The organism is Pseudomonas sp. ADPe, assembly GCF_014843515.1.
Classification (GTDB): domain Bacteria; phylum Pseudomonadota; class Gammaproteobacteria; order Pseudomonadales; family Pseudomonadaceae; genus Pseudomonas; species Pseudomonas citronellolis.
On the sequence record NZ_CP062122.1, the window covers coordinates 4,983,497 to 5,003,911 of the forward strand.

The 20,415-nt window shown below is 68.9% G+C and carries 21 protein-coding genes; 12 read left to right on the forward strand and 9 right to left on the reverse strand.

All coding sequences use genetic code 11. The features are described from left to right. The first annotated feature begins 14 nt into the window (after nucleotides 1-14). Complete coding sequence (fliJ, locus tag IG194_RS22695; RefSeq protein ID WP_058488819.1) at nucleotides 15-458, forward strand: flagellar export protein FliJ; 444 nt, start codon at nucleotides 15-17, stop codon at nucleotides 456-458. 38 nt (nucleotides 459-496) lie between these two features. Next, nucleotides 497-1,147 (forward strand): DUF1345 domain-containing protein, encoded by a 651-nt coding sequence (locus IG194_RS22700; protein WP_058488820.1) that lies wholly within the window; start codon nucleotides 497-499, stop codon nucleotides 1,145-1,147. A 6-nt stretch (nucleotides 1,148-1,153) separates the two neighbouring features. Here IG194_RS22700 and IG194_RS22705 read toward each other — a convergent pair whose 3' ends face one another. After that, nucleotides 1,154-2,608 carry a TrkH family potassium uptake protein gene (locus IG194_RS22705; RefSeq protein WP_009620890.1) on the reverse strand — a complete coding sequence of 485 codons (1,455 nt, stop codon included), beginning with the start codon at nucleotides 2,606-2,608 and terminating at the stop codon, nucleotides 1,154-1,156. A gap of 152 nt (nucleotides 2,609-2,760) precedes the next feature. Between IG194_RS22705 and IG194_RS22710 the strand changes: the two genes are divergently transcribed. Together IG194_RS22710 and IG194_RS22715 are read left to right on the forward strand one after the other, a co-directional pair. After that, nucleotides 2,761-3,138 (forward strand): YkgJ family cysteine cluster protein, encoded by a 378-nt coding sequence (locus IG194_RS22710; RefSeq protein WP_058489736.1) that lies wholly within the window; start codon nucleotides 2,761-2,763, stop codon nucleotides 3,136-3,138. A 708-nt stretch (nucleotides 3,139-3,846) separates the two neighbouring features. Then, nucleotides 3,847-4,407 carry a nitroreductase family protein gene (locus IG194_RS22715; RefSeq protein WP_043267628.1) on the forward strand — a complete coding sequence of 187 codons (561 nt, stop codon included), beginning with the start codon at nucleotides 3,847-3,849 and terminating at the stop codon, nucleotides 4,405-4,407. On the opposite strand, the gene IG194_RS22720 is transcribed toward IG194_RS22715, so the two are convergent. The 7 genes from IG194_RS22720 to IG194_RS22750 all read right to left on the reverse strand — a co-directional run bounded on the left by IG194_RS22720 (nucleotide 4,388) and on the right by IG194_RS22750 (nucleotide 9,038). Further along, the gene (locus tag IG194_RS22720) at nucleotides 4,388-4,867 is read right to left on the reverse strand and encodes a hypothetical protein (protein ID WP_058488821.1); all 480 of its coding nucleotides are present in this window, start codon (nucleotides 4,865-4,867) and stop codon (nucleotides 4,388-4,390) included. The genes IG194_RS22715 and IG194_RS22720 overlap by 20 nt on opposite strands. Before the next feature lie 15 nt (nucleotides 4,868-4,882). Then, nucleotides 4,883-6,223, reverse strand: coding sequence for a sensor histidine kinase (locus tag IG194_RS22725; protein ID WP_058488822.1), 1,341 nt, complete (start codon nucleotides 6,221-6,223; stop codon nucleotides 4,883-4,885). A gap of 94 nt (nucleotides 6,224-6,317) precedes the next feature. Next, nucleotides 6,318-6,779: a Spy/CpxP family protein refolding chaperone gene (locus IG194_RS22730; RefSeq protein ID WP_009620895.1), complete on the reverse strand. Its 462-nt coding sequence runs from the start codon at nucleotides 6,777-6,779 to the stop codon at nucleotides 6,318-6,320. Nucleotides 6,780-6,919: 140 nt separating this feature from the next. Further along, a complete protein-coding gene (locus tag IG194_RS22735) occupies nucleotides 6,920-7,597 on the reverse strand; it encodes a response regulator transcription factor (protein WP_058488823.1) in 678 nt (225 codons plus the stop codon). Nucleotides 7,598-7,611: 14 nt separating this feature from the next. Beyond that, nucleotides 7,612-8,022: a hypothetical protein gene (locus IG194_RS22740; protein ID WP_058488824.1), complete on the reverse strand. Its 411-nt coding sequence runs from the start codon at nucleotides 8,020-8,022 to the stop codon at nucleotides 7,612-7,614. 118 nt (nucleotides 8,023-8,140) lie between these two features. Beyond that, nucleotides 8,141-8,440, reverse strand: coding sequence for a YciI family protein (locus IG194_RS22745; RefSeq protein ID WP_043319343.1), 300 nt, complete (start codon nucleotides 8,438-8,440; stop codon nucleotides 8,141-8,143). A 1-nt stretch (nucleotide 8,441) separates the two neighbouring features. Continuing rightward, nucleotides 8,442-9,038 (reverse strand): septation protein A, encoded by a 597-nt coding sequence (locus tag IG194_RS22750; protein ID WP_009620899.1) that lies wholly within the window; start codon nucleotides 9,036-9,038, stop codon nucleotides 8,442-8,444. Nucleotides 9,039-9,185: 147 nt separating this feature from the next. On the opposite strand from IG194_RS22750, the gene IG194_RS22755 reads away from it, so the two are divergent. The 7 genes from IG194_RS22755 (at nucleotide 9,186) to IG194_RS22785 (ending at nucleotide 17,150) form a co-directional block, all read left to right on the forward strand. Further along, complete coding sequence (locus IG194_RS22755; protein ID WP_058489737.1) at nucleotides 9,186-10,055, forward strand: PHP domain-containing protein; 870 nt, start codon at nucleotides 9,186-9,188, stop codon at nucleotides 10,053-10,055. Then, nucleotides 10,052-10,681, forward strand: coding sequence for an L-threonylcarbamoyladenylate synthase (locus IG194_RS22760; RefSeq protein WP_043319341.1), 630 nt, complete (start codon nucleotides 10,052-10,054; stop codon nucleotides 10,679-10,681). The genes IG194_RS22755 and IG194_RS22760 overlap by 4 nt, the downstream gene beginning before the upstream one ends. Nucleotides 10,682-10,721: 40 nt before the next feature. Continuing rightward, a complete protein-coding gene (locus IG194_RS22765) occupies nucleotides 10,722-11,936 on the forward strand; it encodes a tryptophan--tRNA ligase (protein ID WP_058072072.1) in 1,215 nt (404 codons plus the stop codon). Nucleotides 11,937-12,393: 457 nt separating this feature from the next. Further along, the gene (locus IG194_RS22770; protein WP_225617239.1) at nucleotides 12,394-13,242 is read left to right on the forward strand and encodes a segregation and condensation protein A; all 849 of its coding nucleotides are present in this window, start codon (nucleotides 12,394-12,396) and stop codon (nucleotides 13,240-13,242) included. An 83-nt stretch (nucleotides 13,243-13,325) separates the two neighbouring features. After that, nucleotides 13,326-14,315 carry an SMC-Scp complex subunit ScpB gene (gene scpB, locus IG194_RS22775; protein ID WP_058488826.1) on the forward strand — a complete coding sequence of 330 codons (990 nt, stop codon included), beginning with the start codon at nucleotides 13,326-13,328 and terminating at the stop codon, nucleotides 14,313-14,315. 215 nt (nucleotides 14,316-14,530) lie between these two features. Next, the gene (bglX, locus tag IG194_RS22780) at nucleotides 14,531-16,819 is read left to right on the forward strand and encodes a beta-glucosidase BglX (RefSeq protein WP_058489738.1); all 2,289 of its coding nucleotides are present in this window, start codon (nucleotides 14,531-14,533) and stop codon (nucleotides 16,817-16,819) included. Between the two features lie 148 nt (nucleotides 16,820-16,967). After that, nucleotides 16,968-17,150 (forward strand): DUF1289 domain-containing protein, encoded by a 183-nt coding sequence (locus tag IG194_RS22785; protein WP_009620910.1) that lies wholly within the window; start codon nucleotides 16,968-16,970, stop codon nucleotides 17,148-17,150. A gap of 284 nt (nucleotides 17,151-17,434) precedes the next feature. On the opposite strand, the gene gap is transcribed toward IG194_RS22785, so the two are convergent. Further along, the gene (gene gap / locus IG194_RS22790) at nucleotides 17,435-18,439 is read right to left on the reverse strand and encodes a type I glyceraldehyde-3-phosphate dehydrogenase (protein WP_058488827.1); all 1,005 of its coding nucleotides are present in this window, start codon (nucleotides 18,437-18,439) and stop codon (nucleotides 17,435-17,437) included. A 128-nt stretch (nucleotides 18,440-18,567) separates the two neighbouring features. On the opposite strand from gap, the gene edd reads away from it, so the two are divergent. After that, on the forward strand, nucleotides 18,568-20,394 hold the full coding sequence (gene edd / locus IG194_RS22795; protein WP_058488828.1) for a phosphogluconate dehydratase: 1,827 nt from the start codon (nucleotides 18,568-18,570) through the stop codon (nucleotides 20,392-20,394). Nucleotides 20,395-20,415: the final 21 nt, after the last annotated feature.

The following is a 20,415-nucleotide window of genomic DNA, read 5'->3' on the forward strand; positions in this document are numbered from 1 at the left end:
GAGGCCCGCCTGCCATGAACCGCCGCGCCGACCGCTTGGCTCCTGTCGTGGAGATGGCCCTGAAGGCCGAACGCGAGGCCGCGCGCCAGCTCGGCCAGGCGCAGAACCAACTGCTCCAGGCGCAGCGCAAGCTGGCCGAGCTGGAGCGCTTCCGCGCCGACTACCAGCAACAGTGGATCGACCGCGGCCGCCAGGGCGTCAGCGGCCAGTGGCTGCTGGACTACCAGCGCTTCCTGGCGCAGCTGGAAACCGCCGTGGAGCAGCAGAACCGCAGCCTGGCCTGGCACCAGGACGTGGTGGAGAAGGCGCGTGTCGCCTGGTCGGAGAAGTACGCCCGCCTGGAGGGCCTGCGCAAGCTGGTGGAACGCTACCGCGAGGAAGCGCGGCTGCTGGCCGACAAACAGGAACAGAAGCAGCTCGACGAATTCGCCCAGCGCCTGCGGCCGCCGGTCTACTGAGCTAGGCTCAGCCCAGGTCCCCGCCTGGAACGCCACGCATGCTGCTCAGCCGTACCCTGCTGCACACCCATCCGCGCCTGCTCCTCGCCTGCGCCGCCGGCCTGGCGCTGGGGCTGGCCTGCTACCACCTGCCGCCGCTGATGCGCACGCTGGTCGGCTGGAACGTCGCCGCCTGGGGCTACGTGCTGCTGATCACCGTGCTCGCCCTGCGCGCCGGGGCGGACCAGGTGCAGCGCCTGGCTGCCATCGAGGACGAGAACGCCCAGGCGGTGCTGGTGCTGGTCAGCGCCGCGGCCATCGCCAGCCTGGTGGCGATCGTCTATGAGCTGGCCGGCGCGCGCCAGCTGCCGGGGAGCGAGCGGCTGCTGCGCTACGCCTTTACCGGCAGCACCGTTCTGGGCTCCTGGTTCCTCATCGGGACCATCTTCGCCATGCACTACGCGCGCATGTTCTACACGGCGGCGGACGGCGAGGCGCCGCTGCAGTTCCCCGACCGCGGGCGGCAGCCGGACTACTGGGACTTCGCCTACTTCTCCTTCACCCTCAGCGTCGCCGTGCAGACCTCGGACGTGGCCATCGCCTCGCCGGCGCTGCGCCGGGTGGCCCTGGCGCAGTCGATCATCTGCTTCCTGTACAACACGGCGATCCTCGGCCTGAGCATCAACATCGCCGCCGGCATCCTCGGCTGACGCGCCTCAGTGGCGCCAGAAGGCCGGGGTGAACAGCACCAGCACGGTGAGGATCTCCAGGCGCCCGGCGAGCATGCCGGCGCACAGCAGCCACTTGGCGGCGTCCGGCAGGGACGAGAAGTTGCCTGAGGGGCCGATCACCGGGCCCATGCCCGGGCCGACGCCGGAGACGGTGCTGGCGGCGCCGGTCAGCGCGGTCATCCAGTCCAGGCCGAGGAAGGTCAGAGCCAGGCCCAGGCCGCCGACGGTGGCGCCGAAGAAGAACGAGAAGGTCAGGATCGAACGCACGATCTCCTCGTCCAGGCGGTGGCCGTTGTAGCTCTGGCGCAGCACCGCGCGCGGGTGGATGAGCTGGTACAGGCTGGCCTTGAGCAGGATGTAGGCGACCTGGAAGCGGAAGATCTTCAAACCGCCGGCGGTGGAGCCGGAGCAGCCGCCGATGAAGCCCAGGTAGAAGAACACCATGATCGAGAAGTGGCCCCACAGGCTGTAGTCGCCCAGGGCGAAGCCGGTGGTGGTGACCACCGAGGTGACGTTCACCGCGACGATGCGCAACGCGTCCTGCCAGGACAGGTCGGAATTGAAGGCGTACCAGGTGCCCATCACCAGCCAGGTGAACACCAGCAGGCCGATGAAGCCGTGCACCTGGCTGTCCTTGAGCAGCGCCTTGCGATGGCCGCGCAGGGTGGCGACGTAGAGGGCGAAGGGCAGGCTGCCGAGGATCATGATCACCACCGCCACCCAGTGCACCGCCGGCTGGTGCCACTTGGCCAGGGACTGGTCGGAGGTGGAGAAACCGCCGGTGGAGATCGCCGACATGGCGTGGTTGAGCGAATCGAACAGACCCATGCCGGCCCACCACAGGCCCAGGGTGCCGAGGATGGTGATGCTGACGTACACCGCGACTATGTACTTGGCGACCATGTGCGAGCGCGGCATGACCTTGTCGCTGCGGTCCGAGGATTCGGTCTGGAACAGGCGCATGCCGCCGATGCGTAGCATCGGCAGGATCGCCACCGCCATGCCGATGAAGCCGATGCCGCCCAGCCAGTGCAGCATCGAGCGCCAGATGAGGATGCCCGGCGACATGTTGTCCAGCCCGGAAAGCACCGTCGAGCCGGTGGCGGTGATGCCCGACATGCTCTCGAAGAAGGCGTCGGTGACGCTCATGTGGCGGGCGATGATGAAGGGCAGGGCGGAGAAGAAGCAGACGATCACCCAACTGGAGACCGTGAGCATGTACATGTCCCGCGGGCGCAGGTGGGCCTGCTCGGGGCGGCCCGGCAGGACCAGGCCGAGGCCGGCGCTGAAGGTGATCAGGCTCGACCAGATGTAGGGCGAGAGTTCCTGCGGGCGGTGGTAGTAGAGCAGGGTGGCCATGGGCACCAGCATGGCCACCGCCAGGGTGATCAGGAACAGGCCGATGATGTATCCGAGGGTGCGTAGTGTCGGCAGCGCCATGAAGCGGACTCGATGGACATGAACCCTCCATTGTACCTGCCCTCGGCGCGATGCGCAGCGCGCCGGAGGGCTCTTCACAACGGCTGCGCAATCGCTAGAATTCTGCGCTGCCCGCCGGCGCTCGCCGGTTTCTTCTGGTGCATTCGCACATCATGTCCATCGACAATCCGTGTTTGAACTGTGGCGCCTGCTGCGCGCATTTCCGTGTGTCCTTCTACTGGGGCGAGTGCCGTTCCGCCGGCGGCAACGTACCCGACGACCTGGTGGTGCAGGTCGGCCCGTACCATGCCGCCATGCGCGGCACCGAGGCCAAGCCGGTGCGCTGCGTGGGGTTGCTGGGCGAGGTCGGCTGTGGCGTGCGCTGCACGGTCTACGAGCAGCGCTCCAGCACCTGCCGGGAATTCGAGGCCTCCTGGGTCGACGGCCAGCACAACCCCAACTGCGACGCGGCCCGCGCCGCCTACGGCCTGCCGCCGCTGACGCCGCCGTTGCAGCCGATCGTCACGCCGTCGCCGGAGCGGGTGGCTTGACTGTGAGCGCATGACTTTGGGCTCCCTGTAGGAGCGAGCTTGCTCGCGAATGGAGTTTCCCGGTAGCTGCAGTGTTTTCGACGGACTCCGTTCCCTCTCCCCAACCCTCTCCCTGAAGGGAGAGGGGGCTTGTCCGTGCCGAGAGAAGGAATGGTTTCAGCCGGAGGCCTTCGGAATTGCCGGCTGACTCAGGACTGTCAAAACGCACCGAACGGTCCCCTCTCCCTTCAGGGAGAGGGTTAGGGAGAGGGCGCTCTTGGAATGAACACTGAACCACCACACACCAAGCGCTCACCGGCAAATACCCCCTGGCCCCGTAGGGCGCATAACGCCTATGGCGTTATCCGCCATCGTGCTCAGGCCGTGCGGTTCCGGCCAACGGCGGATAACCGTGAACGGTTATGTGCCCTACGTTTCTGAACGCAGATGGGGCTGTCCGTGCCGAGAGAAGGAGTGGTTTCAGCCGGAGGCCTTCGGAATTGCCGGCTGACTCAGGACTGTCAAAACGCACCGAACGGTCCCCTCTCCCTTCAGGGAGAGGGTTAGGGAGAGGGCGCTCTCAGGACGAACACCAGTGTTCGCCGATAGAACTGTTCGCGAGCAAGCTAGCTCCTACACGGATACGAAGCACCCTGGCTGCAGGTGAGCAGACAGATGAGAAGCCTTTGCGATTACAATGGCCGTCCTTGTGTGTACAGGAGGTAGCCCATGGAGGCCTACGAAGCGCTGGTCAACCGTGTATCCCATGCCCGCCTGGGCGAGCCGGCGCCCACTGCCGGGCAGCTCGAGCGGCTGTTCCGCGTCGCCCTGCGCGCGCCGGACCATGGGCAGTTGCGCCCGTGGCGCTTCCTCACGGTGGAAGGCGAGGCGCGGCAGCAACTGGGTGAGTTGTTCGCCCGTGCGCTGAATGCCGAACAACCCGACGCCAGCCCCGAGGCGCTGGCCAAGGCCCGCGCCATGCCGTTGCGCGCGCCGACCCTGGTGGTGGCCATCGCGCGCCTGCAGGAGCACCCCAAGGTGCCGGAGATCGAGCAGATGCTGGCCGCCGGCTGTGCCGCCTATGGCATCGTCCAGGCGGCTTTCGTCGAGGGGCTGGGGGCCATGTGGCGCACCGGTGCCATGGCTTTCGATCCAGTCGTGCACCAGGGCCTGGGCCTGGCGGCCAACGAGCGCATCGTCGGCTTCATCTACCTGGGCACGCCCATGGGTGAGCTGCGCCAGCCGGCGCCGCTGGACCCGGCGGCCTTCGTCAGCGCCTGGCGGGGCTGAGCGGCAGGCTCAGGCGGACTTTCCAGCGCGCCCCGCCGGCCCGCCAGAGCAGCCGGCCGCCCTGCCAGGCGGCCAGGCGCTGGGCGGCGCGCAGGGCCCGGGGCAGCCAGCGCCGGGCCTGTTCGTCGGTGCCGCCGAGGTCCAGGCGCAGCAGGCCGCGCTCCAGGTGCGGTTCCAGCACGATGGCGGCGTCCTGCTGCCATTCCACCGCGGTATCCAGCAATTCATCCAGGGCTTCGTGCAGCGCCTGCGGCCAGCTGTGCAGCGGCCAGGTGCCGCCGCGCGGCAGGCTCAGGCGCAGTTCCGGCCAGCGGCGCCGCCAGCGCTGCGCCAGCAGCCCCAGTTCCACCGCCAGCACCAGGCTCTGCGGCTCGTCCCGCGGGCGCTCCCGCGGCAGGCCGGCGGCCGCCAACGGCAGGGCCGGAGTGGGGGACGGCAGGTATTCGGCGGCTAGGCTCATGATCGGGCTCCGGGGTCAGGCAGCGTGGCGCGCCAGCGGTATTTCCAGGGTGGCGACGAAACCGCCGTCGGGGTGATTGGCCAGGCGCAGGCGGCCGGCGTGGCGCTCCACCGCGCGGCGGGCGATGGCCAGGCCCAGGCCGTGGCCGGGGCTGTCCTGGTTGGGCGCGCGGAAGAAGGGCTCGCCCAGCTGCGCCAGGTGTTCGGCATCGGCTCCCGGGCCATGGTCGCGAACGCGCACGCGCAGCACGGCGCCGTCGCTGTCGGCTTCGACTTCCAGCGGCTTGTCCGCCGGGTTGAAGCGCAGGGCGTTGCGCAGCAGGTTGTCCAGCGCCCGTTCGAGCATGTCGGGCCAGCCATCCAGGGCCAGGTCGGCGGGAACCCGCAGTTGGATGTGCTGTTCCGGGGAAAGCAGCTGGGCGTCCTCGCGCAGGCGTTCGAGCAGCGGCAGCAGTTCGACGCGGCTGGTCGGCCCGGGCTCGGCGTCCAGGCGGGCGAGGGCGAGGATTTCGGCGATCAGCGCTTCCAGGCGGTCGCACTCCTGCTCCAGGCGCGGCCACATGCTGGCGCGCTGTTCGGGGCTGGCGCGCTCGGCCAGGGCCAGGGAGATGCGCAGGCGCGCCAGCGGCGAGCGCAGTTCGTGGGAAACGTCGCGCAGCAGCTGGCGCTGGCTGCTGATCAGCCGTTGCAGGCGCGCGCCCATGCGGTTGAAGTCGCGGGCCAGCACGCCCAGCTCGTCGCCGCGGCGGGCCAGGCGCGCCAGGCTGTCCTGCTGGTAGGCGGTCTGCCCGAGGTCGTGCACGGCGCGGCGCAGGCGGTTGAGCGGGCGGGTGATGGACAGCGTCACCAGCAGGCTGAAGATGGTCAGCACCACCAGGGCGATGCCCAGCGCGCTGAGCGGCCACAGCAGGCTGCCGCGGTGCCAGGCTTCCAGCGCGCCGTGGGGAATCCGGTAGATGAACAGGTAGGTGTGGTCGCTTTCCGCGCTGGTGTATTCCTGGCTGAGCTGGCGCCAGGGGAAGCGCGGCAGGTTCCGGCGGTCGAAACCTTCGTCGTTGTTGCGTCGTGGCGGGCGCGGCAGGTAGGTGCCGTCGACCAGGCGCTGGCCGCTTTCGTCGAGCACCTGCACCGACAGGTCGTAGTCGCGGCGGCGTTGCTCCAGCAACTGCTGGGCGGCGGCGGGGCCCTGGTTCTCGTAGAGCCGCGTCCATTGCTGGGCGAGGTCGTGCATGCCGGGGTAGCGGGCGATGATCCAGGTGTCCTGGTTCAGCGCGCGACCGAGCAGGATGGACAGGCCGGCAACCAGCAGCAGGGCGAGCCAGAAGGCGGCGAGGATTCGCCAGAAGAGCGAGCGCATGGTCTTTCGGTTCAGTCGCATGTCCGTTTCGGGTCAGGGGCGCGGGCACGCCGAGGCGCCGGGGGTGAGCCCGGCGCCCGGGTGGCTGGCGCTATCAGTTGGTCTTGCCATCCTTCTGCGCTTTCCATTGCTGGAACTCGGCCCATTCGGCCTTGCGCTGCTCGCGCTCTTTCTTCAGCTCGTCGAACTTCTTCTGCTGTTCGGGCGTCAGGAGCGCGCGGATGTCCTTCTGCGTCTTGTCGTGGCTGGCCTTGAGTTCGTCCTGCATGGCCTTCTGGTCGGCGGCCGAGAGTTTGCTCAGGTATTTGTCGGTGATGTCGTGGCGGCTCTTCATCGAGTCGCCCATCAGCTTGCCGACCTGCTGGCGCTGCTCGGGGCTCAGGTTCAGGGCCTTGAAGGGGCCGTTCCAGCCGCCGCGCGGGCCGTGGCCGTCCTTCATGTGGCCGCCCATCATATGGGCGGGCGGCGGAGGAGTATCGGTCGGTACCGGCGTGGCAGCCATGGCCAGGGTCGGCAGGGCGGCGGCGAACATCAGGGCGGTGAGGGTCTTGCGCATGAATCTTCTCCTTTCGTGGACCGGTTTCTGAACCGGATGTGCCCAGTCTAGGGATGGCAAGGTCAAGGGCGGTCAGGGCCGGGTAAAGCTTCGGTAAAGATTGCGTCTACCGCTCTGGGGCGGGGTTCCCGGCCGTTCGCTCAGGGCGCGTAGAAATAGCCGCGCCCGCGCAGGGCGAGGATGCGCGGACGCCCGTCCGGGTGCGCGCCGAGCTTCTTGCGCAGGTTGCTGACGTGCATGTCCAGGCTGCGGTCGTAGAGCGTCAGCTTGCGGCCCAGGGCGATCTGCGCCAGGGCCTGCTTGTCCAGCGGCTCGCCGGGCTGGCGCAGCAGCGCCTCGAGGATGCGGCTCTCGGACAGCGTCAGGCTGACCTCCTGGCCGGCGACGCTGGCCACGCCGCGGGCCAGGTTCAGGCTCAGGTCGCCGAGGTCGACCTGGGCGCTGGGCTGCGCCGGGTGGCTGCGGCGCAGCACGGCGCGCAGGCGCGCGGTCAGCTCGCGCGGATCGCAGGGCTTGGCCAGGTAGTCGTCGGCGCCCAGTTCCAGGCCGAGGATGCGGTCCAGCGGCTCGCCGCGGGCCGAGAGCATCAGCACCGGCAGGTCGGGGTGCTCGCTGCGCAGCTGCTTGAGCAGCTCCAGGCCGCTGCCGTCGGGCAGCATCACGTCCAGCACCACGGCGTCCGGCGTGCGGCTGGCCAGGGCGCTACGGGCCGCGCCGCCATCGTGGCTGGCGCGCACGCTGAAGCCTTCCTGGGTCAGCCAGGTGCACAGCAGTTCGCACAGTTCACGGTCGTCGTCGATCAGCAGCAGCTCACTCATTGCTCGGGCTTCTTTCAGTTGATCCATTCACGGCGCCGGCGGCGTCGGCCGCGGCTCAGGGCGCCGAGAACGAAGGCGACGAGGGCGACGGCGCCGCCGGTCGCGAACCAGGTCTGCTCGTCGCTGAGCAGGCGCGGCGGTTGTTGGGCCTGCAGCTCGCGCAGTTGCAGCTTCAGGCGCTGGTTTTCCTGGCGCAGGCGGCCCACCACGGCGCTTTCCGCCCCTTGCAGCTGGGCGGCGAGGTCGGTGCGCTGCTTCTCGCTCTCGTCCAGGCGCTGTTGCAACTGGGCGAGGTCGTCGCTGGCCGGAGCCGGCGTGGCGGAGGGGGTGGGCCCGGCGCCGGGGTCGGTGGCGGGCTCCTCGCCGTGGGCGGCGAGCGGCAGGCTCAGGCAGAACAGCAGGGGCAGCAGATGACGTCGGGACATCGGAACTCCTTGTACGCTGATGAGCCGCCGGGCACCGCGCTCCGGGCGCTGTCCGGTCGCGGGGCCGGGCCTGGGTGTCCGGCCATGCGGCGTCGTCCGTACACCGCCGCTCGCCGGTTTACGGCAGGACTTTCTTGAACGGCTTGACCACGACTTCGGCATAGACGCCGGCGGCGCGGTACGGGTCGGCATCGGCCCAGGCCTGGGCGGCGGCCAGCGACTCGAACTCGGCGACGATCAGGCTGCCGGTGAAGCCGGCCGCGCCCGGGTCGGGGCTGTCGATGGCCGGGTGCGGCCCGGCCAGGACCAGGCGGCCCTCGTCCTTGAGCTGCTCCAGGCGGGCCAGGTGCGCCGGCCGCGCGGCCAGGCGGCGTTCTTGGGAAGCGGTGATGTCGCGGGCGATGATTGCGTAGAGCATGTCAGTCCTTGGGCTTTTCGCCGGTTGGGGCGTCGTGCATGTGGCGGGCCAGGAACACGCCCTGGCCGATCAGGAAGAGCAGGGTCATGCCCAGGCTGCCGAACACCTTGAAGTCCACCCAGAAACGCTCGAAGGTGAAGGCGACGAACAGCTGGACGCAGCCGCAGAACACGAAGAACAGCACCCAGGCCAGGTTCAGGCGCTGCCAGATCGGTTCCGGCAAATGCACGGCATGGCCCATGATGCGCTGGATCAGCGGCCGGCGGTCGCCCACCAGGGTGCTGCCGAGGAAGCCCAGGGCGAACAGCCAGTTGACCACCGGGGCCTTCCACTTGAGGAAGGTCTCGCTGTGGAAGGCCAGGGTCATGCCGCCGAACACCAGGCAGGCGGCCAGGGTCAGCCACTGGCCCTTGTCCAGCTTGCGCTGCTTGATCAGCAGCGCGCCGTAGACCACCACCGAGGAGGCGATCAGCACCGCCGTGGCGCTGTAGATGCCGCCCAGGCTGAAGGAGTGTCCGGCGAGTTCGACCGTGCGCGGGTCCAGCTTGTAGACGATGAAGAACAGGATGAGGGGGATGAAATCGATGAATTGCTTCATTACGGCAGCCAGAGCCCAGTTGTGGCGGCATAATACCAACCTGCGGAAGAACTGAAATAGTCACCCGTCTCGTGCCGTTGCGCTCGCACGCCGTGAATCGCCGCCGCGCAGCGTCTATACAGAAGTAAAACCCGTCCCGGTATGCCCATGCGTGTCGACCTGCATTGCCATAGCACCGCCTCCGACGGCCAGCTGCCGCCCGCTGCCGTGGTGGCCCGCGCGCACCAGCGCGGCGTGCGCCTGCTCGCCCTGAGCGACCACGACACCCTGGAAGGTTTGCCCGAGGCGCGCGCCGCCGCCGAGGAACTGGGGGTGACCCTGGTCAACGGCGTGGAGCTGTCCTGCACCTGGGGCGGGGCGACCATCCACGTCCTGGGTTACGCCTTCGACAGTGCCGCCGAGCCGCTGGTTCGCGCCCTGGACGACCTGCACCGCGGGCGCTGGGCGCGCGCCGAGGAGATCGGCCGGCGCCTGGAGGCCAAGGGCATGCCCGGCGCCTTCGAGGGCGCGCGGGCCGTCCAGCGCGAGCTGGGCGACAGCGAAAATGCCCCGGCGCGGCCGCACTTCGCCGAGTTCCTGGTGCGCGCCGGCCATGTCGCCGAGCGCGCCGAAGCCTTCCGCAAGTGGCTGGGCGCCGGCAAGCTGGGCGACGTCAAGCAGCACTGGCCGAGCCTCGCCGAGGCGGTCGGCACCCTGCGCGCGGCGGGGGCCTGGGTCAGCCTGGCGCACCCCTACCAGTACGATTTCACCCGCACCAAGCGGCGCAAGCTGATCGCCGACTTCATCGACGCCGGCGGCCACGCCATCGAAGTGGTCAACGGCCTGCAGCCGGCCGAGCAGGTCGGCGTGCTGAGCATCCTGGCCCGCGAATTCGGCCTGCTGGTCAGCGCCGGCAGCGATTTCCACGGCCCCAGCGACTGGTCGGAGCTGGGGCTGTACCGGCCCGTGCCGGACGACCTTCCGCCCTTGTGGACGCGCTTCGCCGGCGCGGCCCGGGCCCTCGAGGAGACTTCATGAGCCAGTTCTTCCAGGTCCATCCTGAAAACCCCCAGCCACGCCTGATCAAGCAGGCGGTGGAGATCGTCCGCCAGGGCGGGGTGATCGCCTATCCCACCGATTCCTCCTACGCCCTGGGCTGCCGCCTGGGCGAGAAGGGCGCGGTGGAGCGCATCCGCCGGCTGCGCAAGCTCGACGACAAGCACAACTTCACCCTGGTGTGCCGCGACCTGTCCGAGCTGGGTCTGTACGCCAAGGTCGACACCCGCCTGTTCCGCCTGCTCAAGGCCCACACGCCGGGGCCCTACACCTTCATCCTCGACGCCACCCGCGAGGTGCCGCGCATGCTGCTGCACCCCAAGCGCCGCACCATCGGCCTGCGCGTGCCGGCCTGCCCGATCGCCCAGGCGCTGCTGCAGGAGCTGGGCGAGCCGCTGATGAGCGTGAGCCTGATCATGCCCGGCGAGACCGAGCCGATGAGCGACCCCTATGAGATGCGCGGCGCGCTGGAGCACCAGGTGGACCTGGTGCTGGACGGCGGCCATGGCGGCGTCGAGGCTTCCACGGTGATCAACCTCACCGGCGAGGAGCCGGAGGTGATCCGCGTCGGCTGCGGCGACCCGGCCCCCTTCGAGGCCTACGCCTGAAGCGCTCTTCCATACTGCCGCCCTTGCCGAGGTCCCGCGCTTGAGCAATGTCGAATCCCAGCGCCGTGTGCTGTCCGGCATGCGCCCTACCGGGCGCCTGCACCTGGGCCACCTGCACGGCGTGCTGCGGAACTGGGTGCGCCTGCAGCACGAGTACGAATGCTTCTTCTCCATCGTCGACTGGCATGCCCTGACCACCGAATACGACGACGTCGGGCCGATCCGCCAGCACGTCCGCGACATGGCCGTGGACTGGCTGGCGGTGGGCGTCAGCCCCAGCGCCTCGACCCTCTTCATCCAGTCCCAGGTGCCCGAGCACGCCGAGCTGCACCTGCTGCTGTCGATGATCTGCCCGCTGCCCTGGCTGGAGCGGGTGCCAACCTACAAGGAGCTGCAGGAAAAGCTCGGCCACAAGGACCTGTCGACCTACGGCTTCCTCGGCTACCCGCTGCTGCAGGCGGCGGACATCCTGGTCTACCGCGCCGGCCTGGTGCCGGTGGGCTCGGACCAGTTGGCCCACGTCGAGTTCGCCCGCGAGGTGGCGCGGCGCTTCAACCACCTCTACGGCGGCGAGGTGGACTTCGAGGACAAGGCCCAGGCCGCCGTCGCGCGCCTGGGCAAGAAGACCTCGAAGCTCTACGGCAGCCTGCGCAAGGCCTGGCAGGAGCAGGGCGACGAAGATGCCCTGGAAACCGCGCGGGCACTGCTCAAGGAGCAGCAGAACCTGACCCTCGGCGACCGCGAGCGGCTGTTCGGCTACCTCGAAGGCAGCAGCCGCGTGCTGCTGCCCGAACCGCAGACGCTGGTCGGCAGCGCCTCGCGCATGCCGGGGCTGGACGGGCAGAAGATGTCCAAGTCCCACGACAACACCATTGGCCTGCGCGAAAGCCCGGCGGAGGTGGAGGAGAAGATCGCGCGCATGCCCACCGACCCGGCGCGGGTGCGGCGTAATGATCCGGGCGACCCGCAGCGCTGCCCGGTGTGGCAGTGGCACCTGATCTACTCCGACGACGCCTGCCGCCAGTGGGTGCAGGAGGGCTGCAGCAGCGCCGGCATCGGCTGCCTGGACTGCAAACGGCCGCTGATCGAGTCGATCAACCAGGAACTGGCGCCGATCCGCGAGCGCGGCCTGGACTACGAGGACAACCCCGAACTGGTGCGCAGCATCCTCGCCGAGGGCGCCGAACACGCCCGCGAAGCGGCGCGCGAGACCTTGGTGGAAGTGCGCCAGGCCATGGGGCTGGTGTACCGCTAGGCCGCCCGGCATTGCGGACAAAATCCTGCGTTGCAGGCGAGCATGGCTCGCTCCTACAGGGGAATGGCGTGGGTGGGGCCGCGTAGGAGCGGATCGCATCCGCGAATCGCGCCGGCGGTTCCGGCTATCGCGGACAAGGTCCGCTCCTACGGGGAAACGGCATCTCAGGGAAAATTGTAGGAGCGGGCCCTGCCCGCGAAATCGCGCGCAGGGCGCGCTCCTACAGGGGATGGCGTGGATGGGCGCCATTCCGTCCAATTCCCTCACCATCGCCGCTGAAAAGCAGGGATAATGCCGCCCTGAGCCCGCCCCGCCCGACGAGAGGCCGATGAGCGACCTGACCGAGCCGCAAGCCCCTTCCAGCCCCGACGAGTACCGCGAGCCGGTGCAGCTGGCGCTCGTCTATGGCGAGGCGGTCACCGAGCTGCCCCAGGACCTGTACATCCCGCCGGACGCCCTGGAGGTCTTCCTCGAAGCCTTCGAAGGGCCGCTCGACCTGCTGCTGTACCTGATCCGCAAGCAGAACATCGACGTCCTCGACATCCCGGTGGCGGAAATCACCCGCCAGTACATGACCTACGTCGAGCTGATGAAGTCGGTGCGCCTGGAGCTGGCTGCCGAGTACCTGGTGATGGCCGCCATGCTCGCCGAGATCAAGTCGCGCATGCTGCTGCCGCGCTCGGCCGAGGCCGAGGAGGACGAGGAAGACCCGCGCGCCGAACTGATCCGCCGCCTGCAGGAATACGAGCGCTTCAAGCAGGCCGCCGAGGACCTCGACGGCCTGCCGCGCCAGGGCCGCGACTACGTGGTGCCGACCGTGGCGGCGCCGCAGGCCAAGGCGCGCAAGCTGCTGCCGCAGGTGGACATGCAGGAGCTGATGCTGTGCCTGGCCGAGGTGCTGCGCCGCGCCGACCTGTTCGAGAGCCACCAGGTGACCCGCGAGATGCTCTCCACCCGTGAGCGCATGAGCGAAATCCTCGAACGCCTGAAGGACGCCGGCTTCGTGCCCTTCATCGAGCTGTTCCGCATCGAGGAAGGCCGCCTGGGCGTGGTGGTGACCTTCATGGCAGTGCTGGAGCTGGTCAAGGAACAGCTGGTGGAGCTGGTGCAGAATCAGGCCTTCGCGCCCATCCACGTGCGCGCCCGCATCGAGGTGGAGGAGGGCGCTGCGCCGGTCGAGGCCCTGGAGGAGGGCGACGAAGGCGTGTTCGAGGAGACCGAGGCACCGGCGCCGGAGCCGACCTTCGAGGACGGCGGCTTCGACGAGACGGCGGACGCCGAGGACTTCGACGAGGAGCCGCTCTGAGCCCCCGGCGTTGCCCTGGCGCCGCGCATTGAGTAGTTTTCCCGCCAGACCGGCGATTCCCGCAACCCGAACCGAGCGACCCGATGAATCTCTCCGACCCCCACGAACTGGCGACCCTGCTCGAAGGCATCCTGCTGGCCGCCGGCCGGCCGCTGTCGCTGGAACGCCTCGGCGAGCTGTTCGAGGAGGCCGAGCGCCCGGAGCCGCAGCAGTTCCGCGATGCCCTGGCGATCCTGTCGCTGTCCTGCGCCGGCCGCGCCTTCGAGCTCAAGGAAGTGGCCAGCGGCTACCGCCTGCAGATCCGCGAGCCGCTCTCGCCCTGGGTCGGCCGGCTGTGGGAGGAGCGCCCGCAGCGCTACTCCCGCGCGCTGCTGGAAACCCTGGCTCTGATCGCCTACCGCCAGCCCATCACCCGCGGCGAGATCGAGGAAATCCGCGGCGTGGCGGTGAACACCCAGATCATCAAGACGCTGATGGAACGCGAGTGGATCCGCATCGTCGGCTACCGCGAGGTGCCGGGGCGCCCGGCGATGCTCGCCACCACCCGCACCTTCCTCGACTACTTCAACCTCAAGAGCCTGGAAGAACTGCCGCCGCTGGCCGAGCTGCGCGAGATGGAAGCCGAGCCGGAAGACGTGCAACTGGTGCCGGTCCACCTGCCCAGCCCGATCCTCGACGAAGACTACGTGCCGGCGTCGATCCAGGCCCTGGCCGACCAGGCGCTGCGCGAAGCCGGCGAAGAGCCGGAAGCCGCGGCGCCGGAGGGGAAGCCCGAGGAAACCAGCTTCCGCAGCCTGCTGGCCGAACTGGACGAGATGGAGCAGGGCCTGAAGACCGACTTCGACGACCTGATCGAACCGCCGCCGGTCGCCGAAGACGAGGCCGCGGACGACCCCGCAGCAGCCGAAGAAGCCTTGCCGACAGCGTCCGACGACGCCGTCGAGGCAGCCCCGGAACCCGCCGCAGAGCCCGCCGCGCCGGCGCCCGAGGCCGAGGAGTACGACGAGGAGCGCGCCCTGGCCGAGGCCATGCGCGAGGAACTCGAGGCCATGGCCAGGGAACGCGACCACTGATCCGCGCGTCCGAAAGTCGGGGGCGCCGCCCCTGAAAGCTTTCAACCGTTGACTTCCATCGCGCGCGGGACGACCTTATGTGCCGCGCCGCACGGGCGCCGGCGGCAGCACCTGGGGGAGCCGCCGGAACAGCGCCGGGCATGGCCATCATCGAACCTTCCAACATTCAACAGTCGGCCGCCGCCCTGGCGCGGGCCACTGAGTGCGCACACATAATGAAGAGAACACACCTCTGCCTCGGCCTCCTGCTGGGGTTGAACAGCGTTTCCCTGCTCGCTGCCGAGGGGCCGGCGGTTCCGCTGCCGGGGCAGTCCAAGGACGCCTTCATCAGCCAGCTGATGCAGCAGATGACGCAGGACGAGAAGATCGGCCAGCTGCGCCTGGTCAGCGTCGGCCCCGACCATCCCAAGCCGGTGTTGCTGGAAGAGATCAAGGCCGGCACCACCGGCGCCATCTTCAACACCGTGGTCCGCCCGGGCATCCGCGACCTGCAGGACGCGGCCATGCACAGCCGCCTGAAGATCCCGCTGTTCTTCGCCTACGACGTGGTCCACGGCCATCGCACCGTGTTCCCCATCGGCCTGGGCCTGGCCGCCAGCTGGGACATGGACGCGGTCGCCACCAGCGCGCGCATCGCCGCCCTGGAGGCCAGCGCCGACGGCCTCAACCTGACCTACTCGCCCACTGTCGACATCGCCCGCGATCCGCGCTGGGGGCGCGTGTCCGAAGGCTTCGGCGAGGACACCTACCTGGTCAGCCGCATCGCCGAAACCGTGGTCAAGGCCTACCAGGGCAAGGGCCTGGACCAGCCGGGCACCATCATGGCCGGGGTCAAGCACTTCGCCCTGTACGGCGCCGGCGAGGGCGGGCGCGACTACAACACCGTGGACATGAGCCTGCCGCGCATGTTCCAGGACTACCTGCCGCCGTACCGCGCGGCCATCGACGCCGGCGCCGGCGCGGTGATGGTCTCGCTGAACAGCGTCAACGGCGTGCCGGCCACCGCCAACAAGTGGCTGCTGCAGGACGTGCTGCGCAAGCAATGGGGCTACAAGGGCGTGCTGCTCAGCGACCACGGCGCGGTCATGGAGCTGATCAAGCACGGCGTCGCCGGCGAACCGCGCGAGGCCGCGCGCCTGGCGATGACCGCGGGCGTCGAGATGAACATGAACGACGACCTCTACGGCAAGGAACTGCCGGAGCTGCTCAAGGCCGGCGCCATCAGCCAGGCCGACATCGACCGCGCCTGCCGCGACGTGCTGGCGGCCAAGTGGGACATGGGCCTGTTCAAGGACCCGTACCGCTATCTGCAGGGCGCCGACCCGCTCGACACCGACGCCGAAAGCCGCCTGCACCGCGCCGAGGCCCGCGACGTGGCGCGCCGCGGCATGGTGCTGCTGAAGAACGAAGGCGACGTGCTGCCGCTCAAGCGCGGCGGCACCATCGTCCTGGTCGGCCCGCTGGCCGACAGCAAGCGCGACGTGATGGGCAGCTGGTCCGCCGCCGGCAAGGCCTTCCAGGCGGTGACCCTGCTCGAAGGCATGGGGCACGCCACCCGCGGCAAGGCCGCGCTGCTCTACGCCAAGGGCGCCAACGTCACCAACGACGAAGAGATCATCAAGTACCTCAACGAATACAACGAGGACGTGAAGATCGACCCGCGCAGCCCGCAGGCAATGATCGACGAGGCGGTGGCCAAGGCCAGGCAGGCCGACGTCATCGTGGCGGCGATCGGCGAGGCCCAGGGCATGGCCCACGAGGCGTCGAGCAAGACCAACCTGCACATCGCCCAGAGCCAGTACGACCTGCTCAAGGCGCTGAAGGCCACCGGCAAGCCGCTGGTGCTGGTGCTGATGAACGGCCGCCCGCTGGACCTGCGCTGGGAAACCGCGAACGCCGACGCCGTGCTGGAGACCTGGTTCAGCGGCACCGAGGGCGGCAACGCCATCGCCGACGTGCTGTTCGGCGACTACAACCCCTCGGGCAAGCTGCCGATGACCTTCCCGCGCTCGGTGGGGCAGATTCCGATCTACTACAACCACCTCAACACCGGCCGCCCGTTCGACCACGAGCACCCGAACAAGTACACCTCGCGCTACTTCGACTCGCAGAACGGCCCGCTGTACCCCTTCGGCTACGGCCTGAGCTACACCCGCTTCAGCGTTTCCGACGTGCAGCTGTCCAGCCCGCGGATGCACAAGGGCGACACCCTCAAGGCGCGGGTGACGGTGAAGAACACCGGCAAGCGCGCCGGCGAGACCGTGGTGCAGCTGTACCTGCGCGACGAGGTGGCTTCCATCAGCCGCCCGGTGAAAGAGCTCAAGGGCTTCCGCAAGGTCATGCTGCAGCCGGGCGAGTCGAAGGTGGTGGAATTCCCGATCCGCGAGGAAGACCTGCGCTTCTACGACAGCAACCTGCGCTACGCCTCGGAACCGGGCGAGTTCAAGGTGATGATCGGCCTGGACTCGGACGACGTGAAGGAAAGCCAGTTCACCCTGCTCTGAGCCGGCGTGCCGAACCACGATATCGCCCCGATTGGCCCGGCCAATCGGGGCGATGTCTTTTCTGCGTTGGACCTTTCGTCGCCTGTGCCTTCAAGTAGGCCCGGCATATCCCCATGGTGGAGGTGTGCGCGACCCATCGGGAGGCCCCGTGAAAGATCCCTGCATCAAGGTCTGCGAATTCGACGACGGCATCTGCCGCGGCTGCGGCCGCAGCCGCGCCGAGGTCAAGGCCTGGAAGAAACTCGACAAGCCCGAGCGCCTGGCGGTGCTGGCCGAAGCCGACATGCGCCTGCTGGTGCTGCAGGCGCAGGGGCGGCGCAAATACCGCTAGGCCAGCGGTTATCTGCCCTACGGGGATGCTCGGGCGTAGCGGACCTTGTCCGCGATAGCCGGGCATATCGGCGCGGTTCGCGGATAAGATCCGCTCCTACGAAGAGCCTCGCGGTGTAGCCGGCAAGACAGTTGCTCCTACGTCATGCCCACCTCCGGACCCATTTGTAGGAGCGCGCCCTGCGCGCGAATCGCGGGCAGGGCCCGCTCCTACAGGGGCCCCGTCGTTGGCCGTCGCAACGGTGTTCCGGGCCAACGGCGGATAACCGCGTTCACCGCCGCGCCTCAGGCCGGTGCCCGCCACAGCGCCAGGGCGTTGTCCAGCATGCGGTTGGAGAAGCCCCATTCGTTGTCGTACCAGGCCATGACCTTCAGCAGCCGGCCGCTGACCTTGGTGTGGTTGGCGTCGAAGATTGCCGAGCGCGGGTCATGGTTGAAGTCCACCGACACCAGCGGCTGGCTGTTGTAGCCGAGGATGGGCGAGCCCTGGCTGGCTATCCTGAACAACTGGTTGACCTCCTCGACCGTGGTGTCGCGGCCGACCTGCACGGTCAGGTCCACCAGCGAGACGTTGATCACCGGCACCCGCACCGCAAGGCCGGTGAGCTTGCCGGCCAGCTCCGGCAGCACCAGGCCCACCGCCTCGGCGGCGCCGGTGCGCGTGGGGATCATCGACTGGGTGGCCGAGCGCGCGCGGTAGAGGTCGCCGTGGTACACGTCGGACAGGCTCTGGTCGTTGGTGTAGGCGTGTATGGTGGTCATCAGGCCCTGTTCGATGCCCAGCTCGCGGTGCAGCACCTGGGCCACCGGGGCCAGGCAGTTGGTGGTGCAGGAGGCATTCGAGATGATCTGGTGCGAGGCGCGCAGCAACTCGTGGTTGACGCCATGGACGATGGTGGCGTCGACGCCGGCCCCCGGCGCCGAGACGATCACCTTGCGCGCGCCGGCGGACAGGTGCGCGGCGGCCTTGTCGCGCTGGGTGAAATGTCCGCTGCACTCCAGGACGATATCGACGTCCAAACCTTTCCAGGGCAATTGCGCCGGGTCGCGCAGGGCCGTGACGGCGATGCGGTCGCCGTTCACCGTCAGGCTCTCGTCATCGTGCTCGACCTGCCCGGGGAAGCGCCCGTGGACGCTGTCGTACTGCAGCAGGTGGGCGTTGATGGCGGCGTCGCCGAGGTCGTTGATGGCCACCACTTCGAGCTGTTGGCGGTAGTCGGCGGTATAAAGGGCGCGGAGGACGTTGCGGCCGATGCGGCCGAACCCGTTGATCGCCAGGCGAATGGTCATGGAGGTCGTCTCTTTTGTGTTTTTGTGGTAAAAACCATTAAATTTTTTCGTCAAACAAAAGTAAATATCCTTTAACCGATGATTATGTTGTAAAAACAACAATCGTTAGTCTGCAGGAGAATGCTGCCATGCACCCGCGCGTGCTCGAAGTCACCCGTCGCATCCAGGAACGCAGCGCCGCTACCCGCCAGCGCTACCTCGCCATGGTCAAGGCCGCCGCCACCAAGGGCCCGCACCGCGGCACGCTGCCCTGCGGCAACCTGGCCCACGGCGTGGCCGCCTGCGGCGAGCACGACAAGCAGGCGCTGCGCCTGATGAACCAGGCCAACGTCGGCATCGTCTCTGCCTATAACGATATGCTCTCGGCGCACCAGCCGCTGGAACGCTTCCCAGAGCTGATCAAGGACGCCCTGCGCGAGATCGGCTCGGTGGGCCAGTTCGCCGGCGGCGTGCCGGCCATGTGCGACGGCGTGACCCAGGGCGAGCCGGGCATGGAGCTGTCCCTGGCCAGCCGCGACGTGATCGCCATGGGCACCGCCATCGCCCTGTCCCACAACATGTTCGACGCCGCGCTGTGCCTGGGCGTGTGCGACAAGATCGTCCCCGGCCTGCTGATCGGCGCGCTGCGCTTCGGCCACCTGCCGGTGGTGTTCGTCCCCGCCGGGCCCATGCCCACCGGCATCTCCAACAAGGAGAAGGCCGCGGTGCGCCAGCTCTACGCCGAGGGCAAGGCCAGCCGCGAGCAGTTGCTGGCCTCGGAGATGGCCTCCTACCACGCGCCGGGCACCTGCACCTTCTATGGCACCGCCAACACCAACCAACTGCTGGTGGAAGTGATGGGCCTGCACCTGCCGGGCGCCTCCTTCGTCAACCCGAACACCCCGCTGCGCGACGAGCTGACCCGCGAGGCCGCGCGCCAGGCCAGCCGCCTGACCCCGGAAAACGGCCAGTACGTGCCCATGGCCGAGGTCATCGACGAGCGCGCCATCGTCAATTCGGTGGTGGCCCTGCTGGCCACCGGCGGCTCCACCAACCACACCCTGCACCTGCTGGCCATCGCCCAGGCCGCCGGCATCCAGCTGAGCTGGCAGGACATGGCCGAACTCTCCGAGGTGGTGCCGCTGCTGGCGCGCATCTATCCCAACGGCCAGGCCGACATCAACCACTTCCAGGCCGCCGGCGGCATGTCCTTCCTGATCCGCCAACTGCTCGACGGCGGGCTGCTCCACGAAGACGTGCAGACCGTGGTCGGCAAGGGCCTGCGCCGCTACCTGCAGGAACCCTTCCTCGACGGCGGCAAGCTGGTCTGGCGCGAGGGCCCGGCCGACAGCCTGGACGAGGACATCCTGCGCCCGCTGTCGCGCCCGTTCTCCGCCGAGGGCGGCCTGCGCCTGATGGAAGGCAACCTCGGCCGCGGCGTGATGAAGGTTTCCGCCGTGGCCGCCGAACACCAGGTGGTCGAGGCGCCGGTGCGCATCTTCCACGACCAGACCAGCCTGGCCGCGGCCTTCAAGGCCGGCGAGCTGGAGCGCGACCTGGTCGCCGTGGTGCGCTTCCAGGGCCCGCGCTTCAACGGCATGCCCGAGCTGCACAAGCTGACGCCCTTCCTCGGCGTGCTGCAGGACCGCGGCTTCAAGGTGGCGCTGGTCACCGACGGGCGCATGTCCGGCGCCTCCGGCAAGGTGCCGGCGGCCATCCACGTGTCCCCGGAAGCCAGCGCCGGCGGCCCGCTGGCGCGCCTGCGCGACGGCGACGTGGTGCGCGTCGACGGCACCACCGGCGAGCTGCGCGTGCTGGTCGACGCCGCCGAGTGGCAGGCCCGCCCGCTGGCGCTGTTGCCCGAGGACGACGGCAGCGGCATGGGCCGCGAGCTGTTCGCCTTCATGCGCCAGTCGTTCAGTTCCGCGGAGCAGGGCGCCTGCGCCTTCACCGCCGAGCTGGAGAGCTTGCGGTAGGGGCTATGCTTGGCGGAGCAT